14 protein-coding genes are annotated in these 17,244 nt (G+C 38.2%); 7 read left to right on the plus strand and 7 right to left on the minus strand.

Translation table 11 applies throughout. The features are described 5' to 3' along the window. The first annotated feature begins 288 nt into the window (after positions 1-288). The gene (locus tag BMX11_RS04980; protein WP_090882054.1) at positions 289-693 is read left to right on the plus strand and encodes a GxxExxY protein; all 405 of its coding nucleotides are present in this window, start codon (positions 289-291) and stop codon (positions 691-693) included. Between the two features lie 54 nt (positions 694-747). Here the strand turns inward: BMX11_RS04980 and BMX11_RS04985 are convergent, their stop codons facing one another. Next, the gene (locus BMX11_RS04985; RefSeq protein WP_090882055.1) at positions 748-939 is read right to left on the minus strand and encodes a cold-shock protein; all 192 of its coding nucleotides are present in this window, start codon (positions 937-939) and stop codon (positions 748-750) included. A 424-nt stretch (positions 940-1,363) separates the two neighbouring features. Continuing rightward, the gene (locus BMX11_RS04995) at positions 1,364-1,870 is read right to left on the minus strand and encodes a hypothetical protein (RefSeq protein WP_090882059.1); all 507 of its coding nucleotides are present in this window, start codon (positions 1,868-1,870) and stop codon (positions 1,364-1,366) included. A 224-nt stretch (positions 1,871-2,094) separates the two neighbouring features. On the opposite strand from BMX11_RS04995, the gene BMX11_RS05000 reads away from it, so the two are divergent. Next, complete coding sequence (locus BMX11_RS05000) at positions 2,095-2,439, plus strand: four-helix bundle copper-binding protein (protein WP_090882061.1); 345 nt, start codon at positions 2,095-2,097, stop codon at positions 2,437-2,439. A 53-nt stretch (positions 2,440-2,492) separates the two neighbouring features. On the opposite strand, the gene BMX11_RS05005 is transcribed toward BMX11_RS05000, so the two are convergent. After that, the gene (locus BMX11_RS05005; RefSeq protein WP_175474472.1) at positions 2,493-4,049 is read right to left on the minus strand and encodes a S1C family serine protease; all 1,557 of its coding nucleotides are present in this window, start codon (positions 4,047-4,049) and stop codon (positions 2,493-2,495) included. Between the two features lie 251 nt (positions 4,050-4,300). Between BMX11_RS05005 and dapF the strand changes: the two genes are divergently transcribed. The 5 genes from dapF to BMX11_RS05030 all read left to right on the plus strand — a co-directional run bounded on the left by dapF (position 4,301) and on the right by BMX11_RS05030 (position 12,437). After that, positions 4,301-5,083 (plus strand): diaminopimelate epimerase, encoded by a 783-nt coding sequence (dapF, locus tag BMX11_RS05010; protein ID WP_090882065.1) that lies wholly within the window; start codon positions 4,301-4,303, stop codon positions 5,081-5,083. Between the two features lie 389 nt (positions 5,084-5,472). After that, a complete protein-coding gene (locus tag BMX11_RS05015) occupies positions 5,473-6,642 on the plus strand; it encodes an efflux RND transporter periplasmic adaptor subunit (RefSeq protein ID WP_090882067.1) in 1,170 nt (389 codons plus the stop codon). Positions 6,643-6,685: 43 nt separating this feature from the next. Then, a complete protein-coding gene (locus BMX11_RS05020) occupies positions 6,686-9,862 on the plus strand; it encodes an efflux RND transporter permease subunit (RefSeq protein ID WP_090882070.1) in 3,177 nt (1,058 codons plus the stop codon). A 10-nt stretch (positions 9,863-9,872) separates the two neighbouring features. Further along, on the plus strand, positions 9,873-11,273 hold the full coding sequence (locus tag BMX11_RS05025) for an efflux transporter outer membrane subunit (protein ID WP_090882072.1): 1,401 nt from the start codon (positions 9,873-9,875) through the stop codon (positions 11,271-11,273). Between the two features lie 105 nt (positions 11,274-11,378). Further along, entirely contained in the window at positions 11,379-12,437 is a 1,059-nt protein-coding gene (locus BMX11_RS05030) for a nucleoid-associated protein (protein ID WP_090882074.1), read from the plus strand. Between the two features lie 600 nt (positions 12,438-13,037). On the opposite strand, the gene BMX11_RS05035 is transcribed toward BMX11_RS05030, so the two are convergent. The 4 genes from BMX11_RS05035 to BMX11_RS05050 are packed head-to-tail and all read right to left on the minus strand — an operon-like array spanning position 13,038 to position 17,229. Next, the gene (locus BMX11_RS05035) at positions 13,038-14,384 is read right to left on the minus strand and encodes a DUF58 domain-containing protein (RefSeq protein WP_090882077.1); all 1,347 of its coding nucleotides are present in this window, start codon (positions 14,382-14,384) and stop codon (positions 13,038-13,040) included. 3 nt (positions 14,385-14,387) lie between these two features. Beyond that, positions 14,388-15,365, minus strand: a complete 978-nt coding sequence (locus BMX11_RS05040; RefSeq protein ID WP_090882078.1) for an AAA family ATPase — start codon at positions 15,363-15,365, stop codon at positions 14,388-14,390. Between the two features lie 2 nt (positions 15,366-15,367). Beyond that, on the minus strand, positions 15,368-16,549 hold the full coding sequence (locus tag BMX11_RS05045) for a DUF4350 domain-containing protein (protein WP_090882080.1): 1,182 nt from the start codon (positions 16,547-16,549) through the stop codon (positions 15,368-15,370). Further along, positions 16,546-17,229 (minus strand): DUF4129 domain-containing protein, encoded by a 684-nt coding sequence (locus BMX11_RS05050; RefSeq protein ID WP_090882082.1) that lies wholly within the window; start codon positions 17,227-17,229, stop codon positions 16,546-16,548. The genes BMX11_RS05045 and BMX11_RS05050 overlap by 4 nt, the downstream gene beginning before the upstream one ends. Positions 17,230-17,244 lie beyond the last annotated feature (15 nt).

The raw sequence follows: 17,244 nt of genomic DNA on the forward strand, positions 1-17,244 counted from the left end.
AATCTAAACATTAGGAAGTTAAGGGTAGTTAAGAAATCAATTAAAACACCTTAACCTTTCTTAAGGCCTTAATGATAGTTATGACAGTGATCAAATTAATCTAAGCATTAGGAAGTTAAGGATAGTTAAGAAATCAATGAAAATAACTTAACTTTTCTTAATACCTCATGTTAGTTGCCAACCCAATCAAAACATTTAGGTTATTTGAGATGCAGATACTTCATCTTCCATTAAAAAACATTATATTTAATTGATCTTCCATAACACATCCCTTTTAATAAATCTATTATGACTAAAAGGGAAATTACTGAATTATCTTATGCCATCACTGGCTGTGCAATTAGGGTTCATAAGAATTTGGGACCTGGCCTATTGGAAAGTGTTTATGAAAAATGCCTTAAATACGAGTTAGAAAAAGAAGGATTCATGGTTCAACAGCAACTCAATGTTGAGCTGTTCTATGATGATCTGATAATAGATACTGCTTTAAGAGTAGATCTCTTTGTCAATAATTTGGTAGTGATTGAACTTAAAACCGTAGAGAGAATAATGCCTGTTCATGAGGCTCAATTGATGACCTACATGAAATTATTAGTTGCCCCACAGGGATTACTTATTAATTTTTATACTGACAATATCTCCAAATCACTTAGAGCTCTTGTGAATGATTTCTTTAAAATCTTACCTCCATAAAAAAAGTCCCAACTTTTGGTTGGGACTTTTTACGATTTATGTAATTGAGTTCTATTAAGCTACTTTAACATTTACCGCGTTTAGGCCTTTTCTACCTTCTTCTACGTCGTAGGTTACGGTATCATTCTCGCGAATGTTGTCGATTAAGCCTGAAGCATGAACAAAGATTTCGCTATCACCGTTAGCCGGTACGATAAATCCAAAACCTTTAGTTTCATTAAAAAATTTTACTGTTCCTTGTTGCATTATATTGTATTTAATTTGTACAAAGGTAGCTTTAAATAAATCGGAAACCTACTAATAAATGTATTGTTTTTTCAAATGTGCCATAAAAGACAAATGGAGGGTATTTTGCCTCTTGATTTAGGCCATCTGCGCTCGATTTATTACCTGCTTTAATGAGCAAAGCCCTTTCAAAACAGGCCTTTGCATCAGATATTCTGCCTGAAAACTGCAAATCACAGCCCAGCATACCATTACCATGATAAACGAAAGGATAGAGGCCAAATATCTTTGCAAAATCTTTGATTGCAACTCCATACCTATTGTAAAGCATAATGCCTGCCCAGTAATTGGCTGGTGTATTTTAGGGGCTAATTTCAGAATGCTTGTGTAGTGTCTTGTATCGATGGCCTGACGCTAAGAGCCCAAATGGCCAAATTTCGAAAAATTAGCTACAAACCAATTCTTCGCTTCTTTCGTAATTAATTACCAAATCACTTGTCATCTGCAATAAAAAAGGTTCGTTTTCTTCTAACAAATCATAACTTAAAACCAATGCATCAGCAATAATTTCATGAAGCACCAACTTTGGGCTGGTATAAGTAAGCGATACTACGTGTGCACCCTTATTCATTAAATCGGAACTACAAATCTGAAATTCAGCATGATCAAATAAAATAGATTGTCCCTCTTTATTCTTCAAATTTGGCATCTGGTTTTCTAAAGCTTCAATGCTATTTATTACAGCATTATTCAATTTATAATTTAAGGAGATGGCTTTTTCATTGTAATCGCACATTTGTGCAAACGTGTGTAAGCGCTGGTTTAAACTATAGACTTTAGATTTCTTTTGAAACTCACGGTAACTATCATGGAAAATTCGTCTTTCAAATTCGGTTTTACACATAAAATTGAAATATTGTTTCGTGCTAATGTTGATGTAAGCTAAAGCCATAATATTCGGTTTTTATTGCTGATTCAAATATGCTTAGTTTATAATTTTAAATTTATACTTTATCGGTAAACAATGTTTATCTATCGGTAAATAGCGAAACTAAAAGCTAATGATGAAATTCTGATGAATAACCAATAGCGGCGATGTTCATTCTTTTTTAAAACCGTTTAAATTTCAGTCGGTTAATCCTATAACAGAACATTTTTAACTTAAATTTTACCGATATGGAAACCAGAAGTTATAACGCCTTAATCCAAACTTTATTAGATTGTGCTTTAGCCTGCGAACACTGCGCATCCTCCTGCTTAAAAGAGGAAGATGTAAACATGATGGCTAATTGCATTAAGATGGATAGAGACTGTGCGGATATCTGCTTACAGGCTGCACGATTATTACAGCGAGACTCGGTAATTGCACATCAATACCTGCTCTTATGTGAGGAAATTTGCAGGTTATGTGCAGAAGAATGCAGTAAACACGATCATGAGCACTGTAGACAATGTGCTGCTGCCTGTGAAGACTGTGCGGAAGCCTGTTACCAAAATCATGAGCCTATAGATCAGGATTAGGCAAAAAAAAACGCCTCCGGGTGTCGGAGACGTTTTTTTTTATTCGAACATCATTATTGAGCTGGGAAGCTGAAATTGAAAGTTCCTTGTGCACTAACACCAGACATGTAAATCATGTTATTTCTGGTTTGAGGCAATGCTTTTTGTACATCAGCTACGCTGTTTACAGGCACCCCGTTTACTTTAGTGATGATTAAACCTTTTTCAACACCAATGTTATCAAAAGCTTTTCCAGTAACCACTGAGCTTACAACCACACCACTGTTGATACCGAATTTAGTTTTTTGTGCTGCAGTTGCAGGAACAAAGGTAGCACCAAGTTTGGAAACCTCTACAGCTTTGGCTGTATTTGCAGCTACCACACCTACACTCGATTCACCTTTTAAAGTAATGGCATAATCTTTTAACGAACCTTCTCTTAAAACGGTCAATTTAACTTTATCACCAGGATTTAATCTTCCGATTTTTTCCTGAAGATCTGGGGAATCAAAAACAGTAACACCATCTACTTTTTTAATGATATCGCCTGCTTTAATCCCCGCTGCTGCTGCTGCACCATTTGGAACTACGTCGCTAATATATAAACCTGTAGTTTCTGTCGTTTTAACATCTTTATTGTTGTAATCGCCACCCAGAGGAGCAAAACTTACACCGATATAACCTCTTTTAACTGAGCCATATTTCATAAAATCATCAACAATTTTTCTGGCCAGGTTAACTGGAATAGCAAATCCATAACCTTGATTATAACCACTTTGCGAAGCAATTGCAGAGTTAATACCAATTAATTCTCCATTGGCATTAACTAAAGCACCTCCACTGTTACCAGGGTTAATCGCCGCATCTGTTTGAATGAAAGACTCAATACTGCTGTTCATGGCCGAAGCAGGTAATTTTCCTGTGCGGTTAAACTGCTGTACTTCTTCTTCAGAAAGGTTTTCTAATTGTTCTTGTTGTTGCTCACGACCAATAATTCCAATGCTACGCGCTTTCGCACTCACAATACCAGCCGTAACAGTAGTATTTAAATCTAAAGGATAACCTACTGCCAAAACCCATTCTCCAACCTGCACATTATCAGAGTTACCCATTTTTACAACAGGCAAATTTGTTGCATTTACTTTAATTAAAGCTAAATCGGTATTTGGATCACGGCCAATTACTTTAGCTTCCACCTTGCGTCTGTCAGTTAAAATAACTTCTACCTTATCTGCATTTTCTACTACGTGATTATTCGTAACGATATATCCATCCTGACTAATAATTACACCAGATCCTGATGCCGCTCTTGGCTGTCTTTGTTGTTGACGACCACGGCCACCAAAAAAGTCATCAAACATCTCAAAGGGAGATGAACCACCACCCTGCCCACCTTTTGCAGCATATGTAGTTTTAATGTGAACTACCCCTGGTGCAACCGCAGCGGCAGCCTGGGTAAAATCTGCTGTTCCAGCCGATGATATTTTTAATGGGTTATTGGCAAAATACAAATCTTGTTTTTCAGAAATTGTCCCACCAATCTGGTTACGTTCAAATAATTTGTAACCCCCGACTGCTGCTGCACCACCTATAAATGCAGCTAACACTGTAATTCCTAATATTTTTTTCATGTGTCTTGATATTTATTCTTTTTTAAAAAAGATTGCGAGAGCATATTATTCTCTTTGATTTAAGCAGATTGCTCTGGCAGTTTTTATCTGCTCAAATTTTCTTTATTTAGTTTATTCAAATTTAATACCATATAAACGATATTTGCATATCTAAAGCACTCAGTTTGGTGTTAAAAAATGTTAAATTACAAAACCCCATCCGCATAATGCTTTTTTGCAACTCAAATATTGCATTTTAAAATGAAGATTAAATGAAAATTAATTTCTTTAAATACCAGGGCGCCGGCAACGATTTTATCTTAATAGATCACACCGAAAGCCCCATAAAAAACATTGACAATGAACTTGTTGCGAATCTTTGCCACAGAAGATTCGGAATTGGTGCAGATGGATTAATGTTCCTTACCGCACATGATCAATATGATTTTGAAATGCACTATTTCAATGCCGATGGGAATTTGGGCAGTATGTGCGGTAATGGTGGCAGATGTATCGTTGCCTTTGCTAAACACCTGGGTATCATCAACAAGGAAACAAACTTTTTGGCAGTTGATGGTCCACACTATGCCAGAATTTCAGAAAACGGTGAATGGGTTGACCTACAAATGATTGATGTAGCTACCATTGACAGAGATAAGGAAGCATACGTATTGAATACAGGTTCGCCGCATTACGTGGCCCTGAAAACTGATTTAAAGAACCTTGATGTTTTTCAGGAAGGTAGAAGTATCAGGTACAATGAAACCTATAAAGAAAAGGGCATCAATGTAAACTTTGTGGAAGACAAAGGCGATCATCTTTTTGTACGCACCTACGAGCGTGGTGTAGAAGATGAAACCTATGCATGCGGCACAGGAGTTACAGCGGTAGCCATGGCCATGGCCAAACACAACGAACAAACTGGTCACGTTAAAACGGATATCAAAGTTTTAGGCGGAGACATTAAGATCGAATTTGATTACGATGGAGAAACCTTCAGTAATGTATTTTTATGTGGCCCCGCTAAACTCGTATTTGAGGGCGAAGTTGACTAAGTCATATACTGCCGAAAACAAAGCGCCCTGCTTAGTGTGTAAAAAGGACACTAAGCAGGCTGGTTTAGTATACAATAACCCACAGTTTAGTGTGAATAAAACTGAACATTCCTAGCGTTCTTAACAGGTTTTAACATCTGTCTCAATATATTTACACTCCCATTTTTACTAAATAAAACACACATACAAGCCTCTGAAAGAGCTATTTAGACTCCAAACAACCATTTTTCAATCAAAAAATAAATCAATCGATTGATTAAATGACAGAATTTGGACAGATTTATTTTTTTTTAGGCGCTATTTTTGGGCGGTTATTTCGAGATCAGATCCCCATTCCTTGATAGCGCTTTTAACCTCAAAAATTTAATTTAAACAGACAAGAATAATCCATGAGAAAAGTAAAAACTCTCTTATTTAGCTTAAGTATAGGCATGCTATTGGCATCGTGTGGAAACAATGATGAGGCAAAAAAAGCCGCTGCAGCAGCTGCCGCAGGTCCACAGGCCTATCCGGTTTTCACCGTAACTGCACAATCAACAGAACTTAATTCAGACTACCCTGCTACCGTAGAAGGTATACAAAATGTAGATATCCGCCCTAAAGTAGATGGTTTTGTAGAAAAAATATTCGTTGATGAAGGTGCCATGGTAAAGAAAGGACAACTACTTTTCACTATCAATGCTCCACAATATGAACAACAGGTTAGAACTGCTAAGGCTGCAATTAGTAGTGCAGAAGCAGATGTAAACGCCGCACAACTTCAGGTAAACAAAACCAAGCCACTGGTAGAAAAAGATATCATTAGCAAATATGATTTACAAGCTGCTCAATTAACATTACAGAGCAGAAAAGCGGCCCTGGCACAAGCCAAAGCCGAACTGGTAAATGCTCAAGTTAATTTAGGATATACTAGAATTACCAGTCCGGTGGGTGGAGTTGTAGGTAGTATTCCTTTTAAAGCGGGTAGTTTAGTAAGCAGCAGCAGCACAGAACCTTTAACTACCGTTTCCAATATCTCGAAAGTATATGCATACTTTTCTTTAAACGAAAAACAGCTGTTAGATTTTTCTAAAACCTATAAAGGCAAAACACTTGCCGAGCAAATGAAAAATATTCCTGCGGTAAGCTTAGTACTTGCTGATGGAACACCATATGCCCAAAATGGTAAAATAGAATCTATCATCGGACAAATTAACACCACTACCGGTTCTGTTAGATTAAGAGCAACTTTCCCTAACCCAATTGCCTTGTTAAAAAGTGGTGCCAGTGCATCTGTTCGCATTCCAAAGGCTGTAGAAAATGGGATTTTAATTCCTCAAAAATCTACAATGGATTTACAGGGAAAGAAATTCGTTTACGTTTTAGGAGATTCGTCTAAAGTGATCAGTACTGAAATTGAGATCATGGATTTGGCTAAAGATAAGTTCTATGTAGTTACGAAAGGCCTTAAGCAGGGTGACAAGGTAGTACTTGAAGGTTTCCAATCACTAAAAGATGGAACTAAAATTAAACCGGAAGAGCAGAGTGCAGATGCCGTTTATGCTGATTTAAAGAAATAATATCCGAACATACCGATGAATACGTCGGAAGAAATGAACATATATGTTTAAAAAATTTATAGAAAGACCCGTTCTATCAACGGTAATTTCAATTATCATAGTTATCCTAGGGGTACTCGGTTTAGCCACTTTACCGGTATCTCAATATCCTGAAATCGCGCCACCAACGGTTCAGGTTTCTACCTCTTATCAGGGTGCAAACGCTGATGTGGTAATGAACAGTGTGGTTGTTCCGCTCGAAGAGCAGATAAATGGTGTTGAGGATATGACTTACATGACCTCAACTGCCAGTAATGATGGTTCGGCAACGATTACAGTAAACTTTAAACTGGGTACAAATCCCGATCTGGCCGCGGTAAACGTTCAAAACAGGGTAGCCAGGGCAACAAGTTTATTGCCTGCAGAGGTAACAAAATCTGGGGTAATCACTGCTAAAAGACAAGCGAGTAACGTATTGATCTTCGCCATCTATAGCGATGATCCTTCTTACGACCAAACATTCCTACAGAATTACGCCAACATTAACATCATTCCGCAAATTAAACGTATTAACGGTGTGGGTGATGCAAGTGCTTTTGGTACGCTGGATTACACCATGAGGATATGGTTAAAACCCGATGTAATGGCCACATACGGTTTGGTTCCAAATGACATTAACGTTGCTTTAGCCGAACAAAATATCGAAGCTGCACCAGGTCAATTCGGTGAACAGGGCAATCAGGCATTCCAATATACCCTTAAATATACCGGAAGACTAAAAGATGAAGTAGAATTTAGTAACATCATCATTAAAGCAGATGCGAATGGCCAGATTTTACGTTTAAAGGATGTTGCGAGAATTGAGTTAGGTGCTCAAAGTTACGCCAGTTCTGTTAAATTTAATGGCAAGCCTGCATTAGGTATTGCAATTAACCAAACTGCTGGTTCAAATGCGAAGGAAGTTATCGAAAACTCGATCAAAACTTTAGATGAGGCACAAAAATCTTTCCCTAAAGGAGTTCATTATACCACCCTGGTAAACGTAAACGACTTCCTGGATGCCTCTATTGAAAAGGTAATTCACACCCTTGTCGAAGCCTTTATATTGGTATTCCTTGTAGTTTTTATCTTCTTACAGGATTTCCGTTCAACATTGATCCCAGCGATAAGTGTTCCGGTAGCCATTATTGGTACTTTCTTCTTCCTGAGTTTATTTGGCTTTACCATTAACTTACTTACCTTATTTGCTCTGGTACTGGCCATTGGTATTGTGGTGGATGATGCCATTGTTGTGGTGGAGGCCGTACACGCCAAACTAGATGCGGGTTATAAAGATGCCAAAAAAGCAACTATCGATGCGATGGATGATATTAGTGGAGCCATTATTTCGATCACACTCGTAATGGCTGCCGTATTTATCCCGGTGAGTTTTATTCAGGGATCTTCGGGGGTATTTTATAAGCAATTTGGTTTAACACTTGCGATCTCGATTATCCTTTCGGCAATCAATGCCTTAACTTTAAGTCCGGCACTTTGTGCGCTTTTCTTAAAACCACATCAGGAAGATCACCAAAAGTCGAAGAACTTCTTACATCGTTTTTATGATGCATTTAACACCTCTTTTGATGCTGTAACTGCGAAATATAAAAAATCAGTTAGTTTTCTATCCAAAGCTAAATGGGTGGTGGGGCTAATTATCGCATTCTTTACTGTAGCCTTAATCTGGACCATGAATACTACGCCTAAGGGTTTCGTTCCGAATGAGGATTTAGGAACTGTTATGTCGGATATTTCATTACCAGCCGGAACATCACAGGAAGAAACCAATGTCATTATCTCAAAAATTGACAGCGTTGCCAAAACTGTTCCGGAAATCAAGTATGTACTTCGTGTTGTTGGAAGAAGTATGATTAGTGGTTCGGGTAGTTCTTATGGTATGGTTATCGCTCGTTTAACCCCTTGGAATGAAAGAAAACGTGATGTTAAAGCAATTATTGGAGAGTTATTTGCAAAAACTGCAGGTATAAAAGGTGCCAGAATCATATTCTTTGCGCCGCCAACTATTCAAGGTTTTGGTACCAGTGGAGGTTTTGAATTTCAGCTACAAGACAAGACTGGTGGCGATATCAAAAAATTCAATGAAATTGGTAATGGATTCTTAGCTGCATTAAGTAAGCGCCCGGAAATTCAATATGCTTCAACTTCCTTTAACCCTAATTTCCCTCAATATCAAATTGAAGTAAATGTAGCCAAAGTAAAACAGGCTGGTTTAACTGTTAATGATGTTTTAGGTGTGTTACAGGGTTACTATGGCGGTGTTTATGCTTCTAATTTCAATAAATTCGGTAAACAGTTTAGGGTGATGTATCAGGCAGATGCCCAATATCGTGCTAATCAGCAAAGTTTAACCAGTATTTTTGTAAGAACAACGACAGGCACTATGGCTCCGGTTTCAGAATTTATTACTTTAACTAAAGTTTACGGACCGCAAGCCATATCTCGTTTCAACTTATTTACATCCATTTCGGTTACGGGTAACCCTAATCCAGGATATAGCTCTGGTGATGCTCTGGCAGCAGTACAAGAAGAAGCAGCAAAACACTTGCCTGCAGGATATGGTTATGAATTCTCTGGTTTATCCCGTGAGGAGATGAGCAGTGGTAGCCAAACAATTTTTATCTTCTTACTTTGTGTAATATTCGTTTATTTCTTGTTAGCGGCGCAATATGAAAGTTATATCCTACCGTTAGCGGTATTAATTTCATTACCTGTAGGTTTGGCAGGTGTGTTTGTTTTCGATAAAATATTTGGTATTGATAATAACATTTATACACAGATTACGCTCATCATGTTGGTTGGACTACTGGCCAAAAATGCGATTCTGATTGTAGAATATGCCGTAGACAGAAGGAAGAAAGGAATGAGCATTGTGAATGCGGCGATTGATGGGGCAACTGCTCGTCTTCGTCCAATCTTAATGACCTCTTTTGCCTTTATCTTAGGTTTATTACCATTGATGCTTTCTTCAGGTGTAGGTGCTTCCGGTAACAAATCAATTGGTACAGGTGCCGTTGGGGGGATGTTAATTGGAACGATCTTCGGGGTATTCGTAATCCCGGCATTATTTATCGTTTTCCAAACTTTACAAGAAAAAGTGAGTAATAAATCTCCTTTCGAAGAAGGTATAGACCGTGAGCAAACAGAAGAAGAGTATGAATTAGCTGTTAATCGCGAACATTAATTTTAAAAACATGAAATTCAGATATAAGCATTCATTTTTAATAGGTTTTGCCATCCTGAGCTTAAGCGCATGTGTAACTAAAAAATACAACCGCCCTCAAGTAACCAGCGAAGGTCTTTACCGAGACAACAATACCAGCGATACCGCAACAATGGCTGATATTCCCTGGAAAAGTCTTTTTTCAGATACTACATTACAATCCCTTATCCAGGAAGGTATTAATCAGAACCTGGATTTAAAGCAGGCTATAGAACGCATTAAGATCTCTGAAGCTACCCTTCGACAAAGTCGTGCAGCCTTTTTGCCAAGCTTACAGGGCGATTTATCGGTTACGGATGCAAAACAATCCGCTGCAGCATTAAACTTCCCGCCGGGGATTAATATTAATCTGGAAACACAAACCTACAGGGCCCAGTTAAGTACAGCCTGGGAAGCCGACATTTGGGGTAAATTAAGCAGTGCGAAGCGCGCTGCATACGCCACCCTAATACAAAGTGATGCGGCCAAGAGAGCTGTTCAAACGCAGTTAATTGCAACGATTGCAAATAGTTATTATACCCTTCTTGCTTTAGACAAGCAATTAGCGATTACACAAGAAACCATTAAAATTCGTCGTAAAGATGTAGAAACCGTTAAAGCCTTAAAAGAGGGTGCTGTGGTTAATGGGGCGGCTGTTGTACAAAGCGAAGCCAATTTGTACGCTGCAGAGGTAAGCTTACCTGACCTTAAACGCAGTATTAAAGAAGCGGAAAACGCTTTAAGTGTAGTTTTAGCGAAGGCACCTGGGGCCATTAACCGTACAACCATCGATCAGCAGGTTCCTTATTCCAATTTGCAAACTGGTATCTCGGCTCAATTGCTACAAAATCGTCCTGATGTAATTGCGGCTGAGTATGGATTCAGATCAGCATTTGAGAACACCAACGTTGCTAAAACCTATTTCTATCCTGCTTTAACTTTAACTGCATCAGGGGGTTTATCCAGCCTCCAGTTGAAAAACTTTTTTGACAACTCTATCTTTTATAATTTAGTTGGCGGAATTACTCAACCCATTTTTGCTAAAGGACAAAATAAAGCCCGCTTAAAAACGGCACAGGCTCAGCAGCAACAAGCTTTTTATACTTTCCAGCAAACCTTGTTAACTGGTGGACAGGAAGTTTCCAATGCTTTGTATGCGTATCAAACAGCAGTTGAAAAAGAGGAAGCAAGAGCAAAACAAATTGCTTCTTTAACTAAAGCGGTAGATTTTACGAAAGAATTATTGCGCTATAGTTCGGCAACGAATTATACTGACGTTTTAACTTCTGAACAAAGTTTACTTACAGCTCAATTGAGTGGTATAAACGATAAATTACAAAAACTCCAATCGGTGGTTAACCTTTACCGTGCCCTTGGTGGCGGTTGGAAATAACTTCTTACCTCCCATAATTTTACTTCGGCATCCTGATTTCAGGGTGCCGTTTTTGTTTATAATGAATCTCATTATTGACCAAGCTTTTTTACTATTTTTGCCGCCATGATATCATTTTTCGAAGCCTCGCTAAAACACCTTTCCATTCACCATACGGGTAATAAATTAGTAGAAGAGTATTATAAACTGAGTGATGCTCCCTTAAAAATAGAGGATGAGTTGCTGGGAAACCTTCTAATGCAATATTTTCTTAAACCCTTCGAAAAAGTAAATGAAGTCTATCATCTTTATCACCCCAACGATAATTTGAATCTCAATGAAGTATATCATTTCGTTCATGAAATTTTCGAAAACAACGCTCTTTTTCATGAAGATTCTCAACAGCTTGCCAAGCACTTATATGAGGTAGCCAACCATCCCAAAATTAAATCGGGAGAACTTTATGTGGCCTACTTTGAAAAAGTTCAGATAGAAGGAGAACAATTGGATGTAATAGGGATTTTTAAATCAGAAAATAAAGATACCTACCTTAAAGTTTATCCGGAACAGGATGGCTTTGGGATGAGTTACGAGCAGGAAGCCATTAGCATTAATAAACTCGACAAAGGCTGTTTGATTTTTAATACCAACGTTGAGGAGGGGTATAAAGTTGTGGTAATTGACCAAACGAAAAGCAATAATGAATCGGCTGTTTACTGGAAGGATGAATTCCTAAAACTCAGGGTTCGAAATGACAGCTATAACCAAACGAACAATGTGCTAGGCGTTTATAAAAATTTCGTCACTCAGAAACTAGACGATGAGTACGAGATTAGCAAAGCTGATAAAATCGACCTTTTAAATCGCTCAATGAAGTATTTCAAAGAGAAGGAAACATTTGATATTGAAGAATTCGGCCAGGAAGTTATCGGTAATGATGAAGGCATAGAATCTTTTAAAAACTTCAAAAAGAGCTACGAGCAAGAATTTGATAGCCCCATTGCAGATAGCTTTGAAATCGCCGAGGCCGCTGTTAAGAAGCAGGCGAGGGTTTATAAAACTGTATTAAAGCTCGACAAAAACTTCCACATTTACATTCATGGCAATAAAGAACTGATTGAAAAGGGCTATGATGATGACAAATCTATGAATTTTTATAAGGTGTATTTTAGGGAAGAGGAGTAATTTAGTCCTGAGTCTGGAGTCTGGAGCCTCCAGTATAGCGTATCAGCAATCGACTTAGGACTGAGGACTTTAGACTCCGGACTAAATTCAATCCTGTCCGTCGAGTTCCGCAGGAGTTCTACGGATTGTTTAATGGAGAGAGTCTTTGACTCGGTTTAATTAATGTTGAGTTATGAAACTCAACGCTATGTTGTAATCCGTAGAGGCGCTGCGCTTAACTCTACGGACAGGCTAGGGAGTAGTTTAGTTCTGAGTCTGGAATCTGGAGCCTCCAGTATAGCGTATCAGCAACCGACTTATGACTGAGGACTTTAGACTCCGGACTAAATTCAATCCTGTCCGTCGAGTTCCGCAGGAGTTCTATGGATTGTTTAATGGAGGAGAGTCTTGGACTCGGTTTAAGTAATGTTGAGTTATGAAACTCAACGGTATGTTGTAATCCGTAGAGGCGCTGCGCTTAACTCTACGGACAGGGTAGTTAAGCACGTACTTTGATGAGACTCAGGACTAATTACTTCAGACTCCAGACTAAATTCATTCGGTCCTCAGTCTGGAGACCAATCTAGCGTCTCTTATCTCATATCTCACATCTAAAAAACACTAAATCCGCTGTCTGGCTTTAAGTGCCAAATATTCGTTAACCACATTAACAGTTAGATCTTGCGGTGCTGTGAGCAGGCTTAAAATGCCATGTTTAGCTAATTCTTTAACCATTACCTTTTTCTCATAAGCAAATTTTTCAGCTATAGTTTTAATATAGATTCCTTCCACATCTGCCGCAGGTTCCTGGCTTAGCGCCTTTAATGTTGTATTCTCAAAAAATACCACTAAGAGCAAGTGGAATTTGGCAATTCTTTTTAAGAAGGGCAATTGTCTTTCCAAGGCAGACATACTTTCGAAATTGGTAAAGAAAACCACCAGGCTTCTTTGCTTTAGTGTTGACCTTACACTCATGTACAGTGCCTCCATATCTGTTTCTAGATATCTTGTTTTCTCCTTGTACAGCACCTCCATAATTCGGTTGAGCTGCGTAGGTTTTCGATCTGCAGGCACAATACTTCCGGTTTTTTCAGCAATAGTAATCAGTCCTGCTTTATCTTCCTTAACCAAAGCTACACTACTTAAAATCAAGCTGGCGTTAATGGCATAATCCAGCAATGATAATCCCTCAAAAGGCATTTTCATTGCCCTCGATTTATCAATCACACAATAAATATGCTGGGCCTTTTCATCGGTATAAGAATTAACCATCAAATCGCCTTTTCTGGCCGTTGCTTTCCAGTTAATGGTACGGTAATCATCTCCGGCTACATAATTTTTAACCTGATCGAACTCCATGCTATGCCCTATTCTCCGGATTTTCTTTAGCCCAATCTCTGTTAACCGGTTAGAAACGGCTAATAATTCATATTGCCTCAATTTCAGGAAAGAAGGATATACGGGAACCGTTTTGTAAACCCCAATATTAAATCTTCTGTTGATTAATCCAATAGGCGATTGAACATACAATCTGGTCTGGCCAAACTCGTACTCGCCCCGCTTGGTTGGTTTTAGCTGATAGCTGATTGTTTTATTTTCTCTGGCCGCGAGCGAAGTGGAAAACCACAAATCCCGTTTTTGAAACTGGAAGGGAATTTCGTCGATAATTCCAATTTTCACCTCAAAAGCATAAAAATTTTCCAGATAGATTTTCAGCTCATTATCATCCCCATTGCTTAAACGCTCGGGAATCTCCCTACGCAAGAAAACAGCCTTTTCTGTACAATACAATAATAAAAGATCAACGCAGAGCAGGATGAGCAGTACGCCAAAAAAGAAATAGGGAAGATCGCCCAAAAAAGGCATGAAAAAAGAAAATACAAACAGGGTAACGCATGCGCCAAGCCCTATAAACAAGCGCTTGTTTAAAAATAAATCTGTATAATATTTTCTAAAAAATGATTTCATCTTCTATCTCGGCACTTCAATTTTCTTGATAATCTGAGCAACGATATCGGATGGGGTAAGACCTTCCATTTCCTTTTCCGGGCTCAGCATAATCCGGTGAACCAAAACAGGGGTGGCCACTTTAATAATATCGTCTGGCGTTACAAAATCTCTTCCAGCCATGGCAGCAATGGCCTTTCCGGCATTAATTATGGCTAAAGAAGCGCGTGGTGATGCACCTAAATATAACGACTTATTATTCCTGGTTTCGTGTACAATTTGGGCAGCATAAGCTAATAACTTAGGTTCTACAAATAATGCTTTTATGGTAGCCCTTAAGGTTTTTATCTGCTCAACACTTAATACGGCAGCAATCTCCTGAAGCTGGTTTTCTGTACGTTGCTGGTGCTGATTGGTCAAAATTTCTATCTCTTCTTCGAGTGTAGGATATTTCACCTCAATTTTAAATAGAAAGCGATCTAACTGTGCTTCAGGCAAACGATAAGTTCCTTCCTGCTCAATTGGATTTTGTGTAGCCAACACCATAAAAGGCTCTTCTAAATGGTAAGTATGGCCATCTACAGTGATTTGGCGTTCTTCCATAGCCTCAAACAATGCCGACTGTGTTTTAGCAGGTGCACGATTGATTTCATCAACAAGAATAATATTTCCAAAAATTGGACCTTTTCTAAATTGAAATTCAGCTGTTTTTGGGCTGAATACGGCTGTACCTAATACATCAGAAGGCATTAAATCTGGTGTAAACTGAATCCTGGAAAATACTGCAGAAATACATTTCGCAATTAATTTTGCCGATAAAGTTTTGGCAACTCCCGGTACACCTTCCATCAAAAGATGTCCATCTGCCAGCAAGCCGGCAATCAATAAATCAATGGTATCCTTTTGTCCAACAATCACTTTACCTAAAGCTTCTTTAATCTGCTCTACTGCAGCATTTAATTGGCTTAGATCTGTACGCTGGCTAAACATTTCTTGTTCCATATCTATTGGTCTTCTTTGTAAAATTGTTCTATTGTTTTATTAAGCGCTATCAGGTCATCATCACTCCACACCTGTAGATTTTGTAATTTACTTATGGTAATGCTTAACTGATTAACTGTTTCTGCCGATGCTCCCGAAACTCTACTTAAATGCAGTTTAAATTCTTCATCGAGATTTAGGGTTCGCATTCGGTATTTGTTGCGGATATATTCTAAAAAGTAGTTGACTTTTTTCTGTGCGATATCCTTATTATTACGTTGTTGATAGTAAACACGTCCTACCGTTTTGACAAATTCTACCGATGTATTAGTGGGACGGGATATTACAGGGATTACGCGTTGACGGCGTTTTATTTCGAACAACACGAAAGCCAGTAAACCAAAAAGCGAAAGCAGGTAAGCCCAGCGCAGCTGGTCATATTTAAATACAAGCCGCAGCGGGGAGGTATCTACGGTGGATGGGCGCGTAAAATGTTCATCCCATATTAAATATTTGCCTTTTGGGAGATAGGAAAGTGCCTTCGAAACATAATCCGATCCGGCCGGTTTAAGCAAACTATAATTGGTAAACAACTGAGGATTAGGCAAAATAAACAAACTGCCCTTACCGAAATTATACTGAATAAAATTCGCCTTCCCACTGTCATTTGTTCCTAAAACAGTAGCTTTTGCGGTATCAATCTTTGAAAAATATTGCCGACTGATTCCTCTATCAAAATTATAATTCTTATCTGCCTTTAACGAAGGATTTTTAAAATTAATCGTTGTCTTGTTTTTATTATTAATACCAAAATCAGATGAAATTGTAAGCTTTAAACCCTTTAGCAGTTCATGATCAGCACCAAAAGCAGCTATAAATACATGATTCCCTCTTTCTATAAACTTGATCAGCTCTTTATAATCCAGTTTATCTGCCTTAACTTTCGATGCAATAATCAGATAGTTTACTCCTGTGGCAGGACTTTCCTTTATCGTATTGTAAATGGGATGCTTTGATTTTTGAATCTTTACATCAGGAAAAACATCTTTTATCCGCTGATGCAAAATATAGGTGCCAAATGGGATCTTATCTTCTGTGAGATAGCTTGGAGCCCAGTTAGTGGCTTTGGGCTTGAAGTATTGAGCCACTAAGTAAAGGACCAAAAGAACGGCACTAATAATGAAGTACTTTTTCAATCCGCTCATACCTTCGAAGAATTAAATTGTTGAAAGGATTGATGAACAGACTCGAAAGTATTTTTATCTATAAAAAATTCGCCATACCAGATATACTCAAATTGCAATGTCAAATCAGAAAAAACCTCTCTTTTTTGCACATCCTGAATTTCGGAAACATAGGCCCGATTGGTCTTATCGGGTAACCACGAAATAATCTTTTGATCACTCAATTGCTTCAATGTTTTCAAATAAAGCAAACGAACAGCCAGCCTGTAATTATAGCTCTGTAAGGCTAATTCCAACTGCTCATCAAAGTTAATTTCATGAATATTCTCCAGTGTTTCTTCAAATGGAATATCTAAAGCCTTAGATTGCCCGGTCAATACCTTGTAATCTAATCCAACTAGCTTAATAACCAGAAAAATAACAATTACAATCACTAAACCGAGAAGTACATATTTAATCAATGAACCACTTACCTTGTTTCTAAAGGCTCTTCCTATTAAATCCCATAGCCAATTCCAAAATCTATCCCAAAGGCTTAAACTTTCGGGTGGCACATCATCATAAATAAAATCTCTCTGCTTGCTATAAGCACTAACCTCAGCTGTATCTATTTTCCTGATTTCAACTTTGCCACTGTCTATTTTTACAACTTTTGCTGGCTTTTTACTTAATTCTTTCTGGCCAAAGCACAGCCCTGTCATTAAAACCAAATTAAT

The sequence above is a fragment of the Pedobacter rhizosphaerae genome (genome assembly GCF_900111155.1).
GTDB classification, from domain to species: domain Bacteria; phylum Bacteroidota; class Bacteroidia; order Sphingobacteriales; family Sphingobacteriaceae; genus Pedobacter; species Pedobacter rhizosphaerae.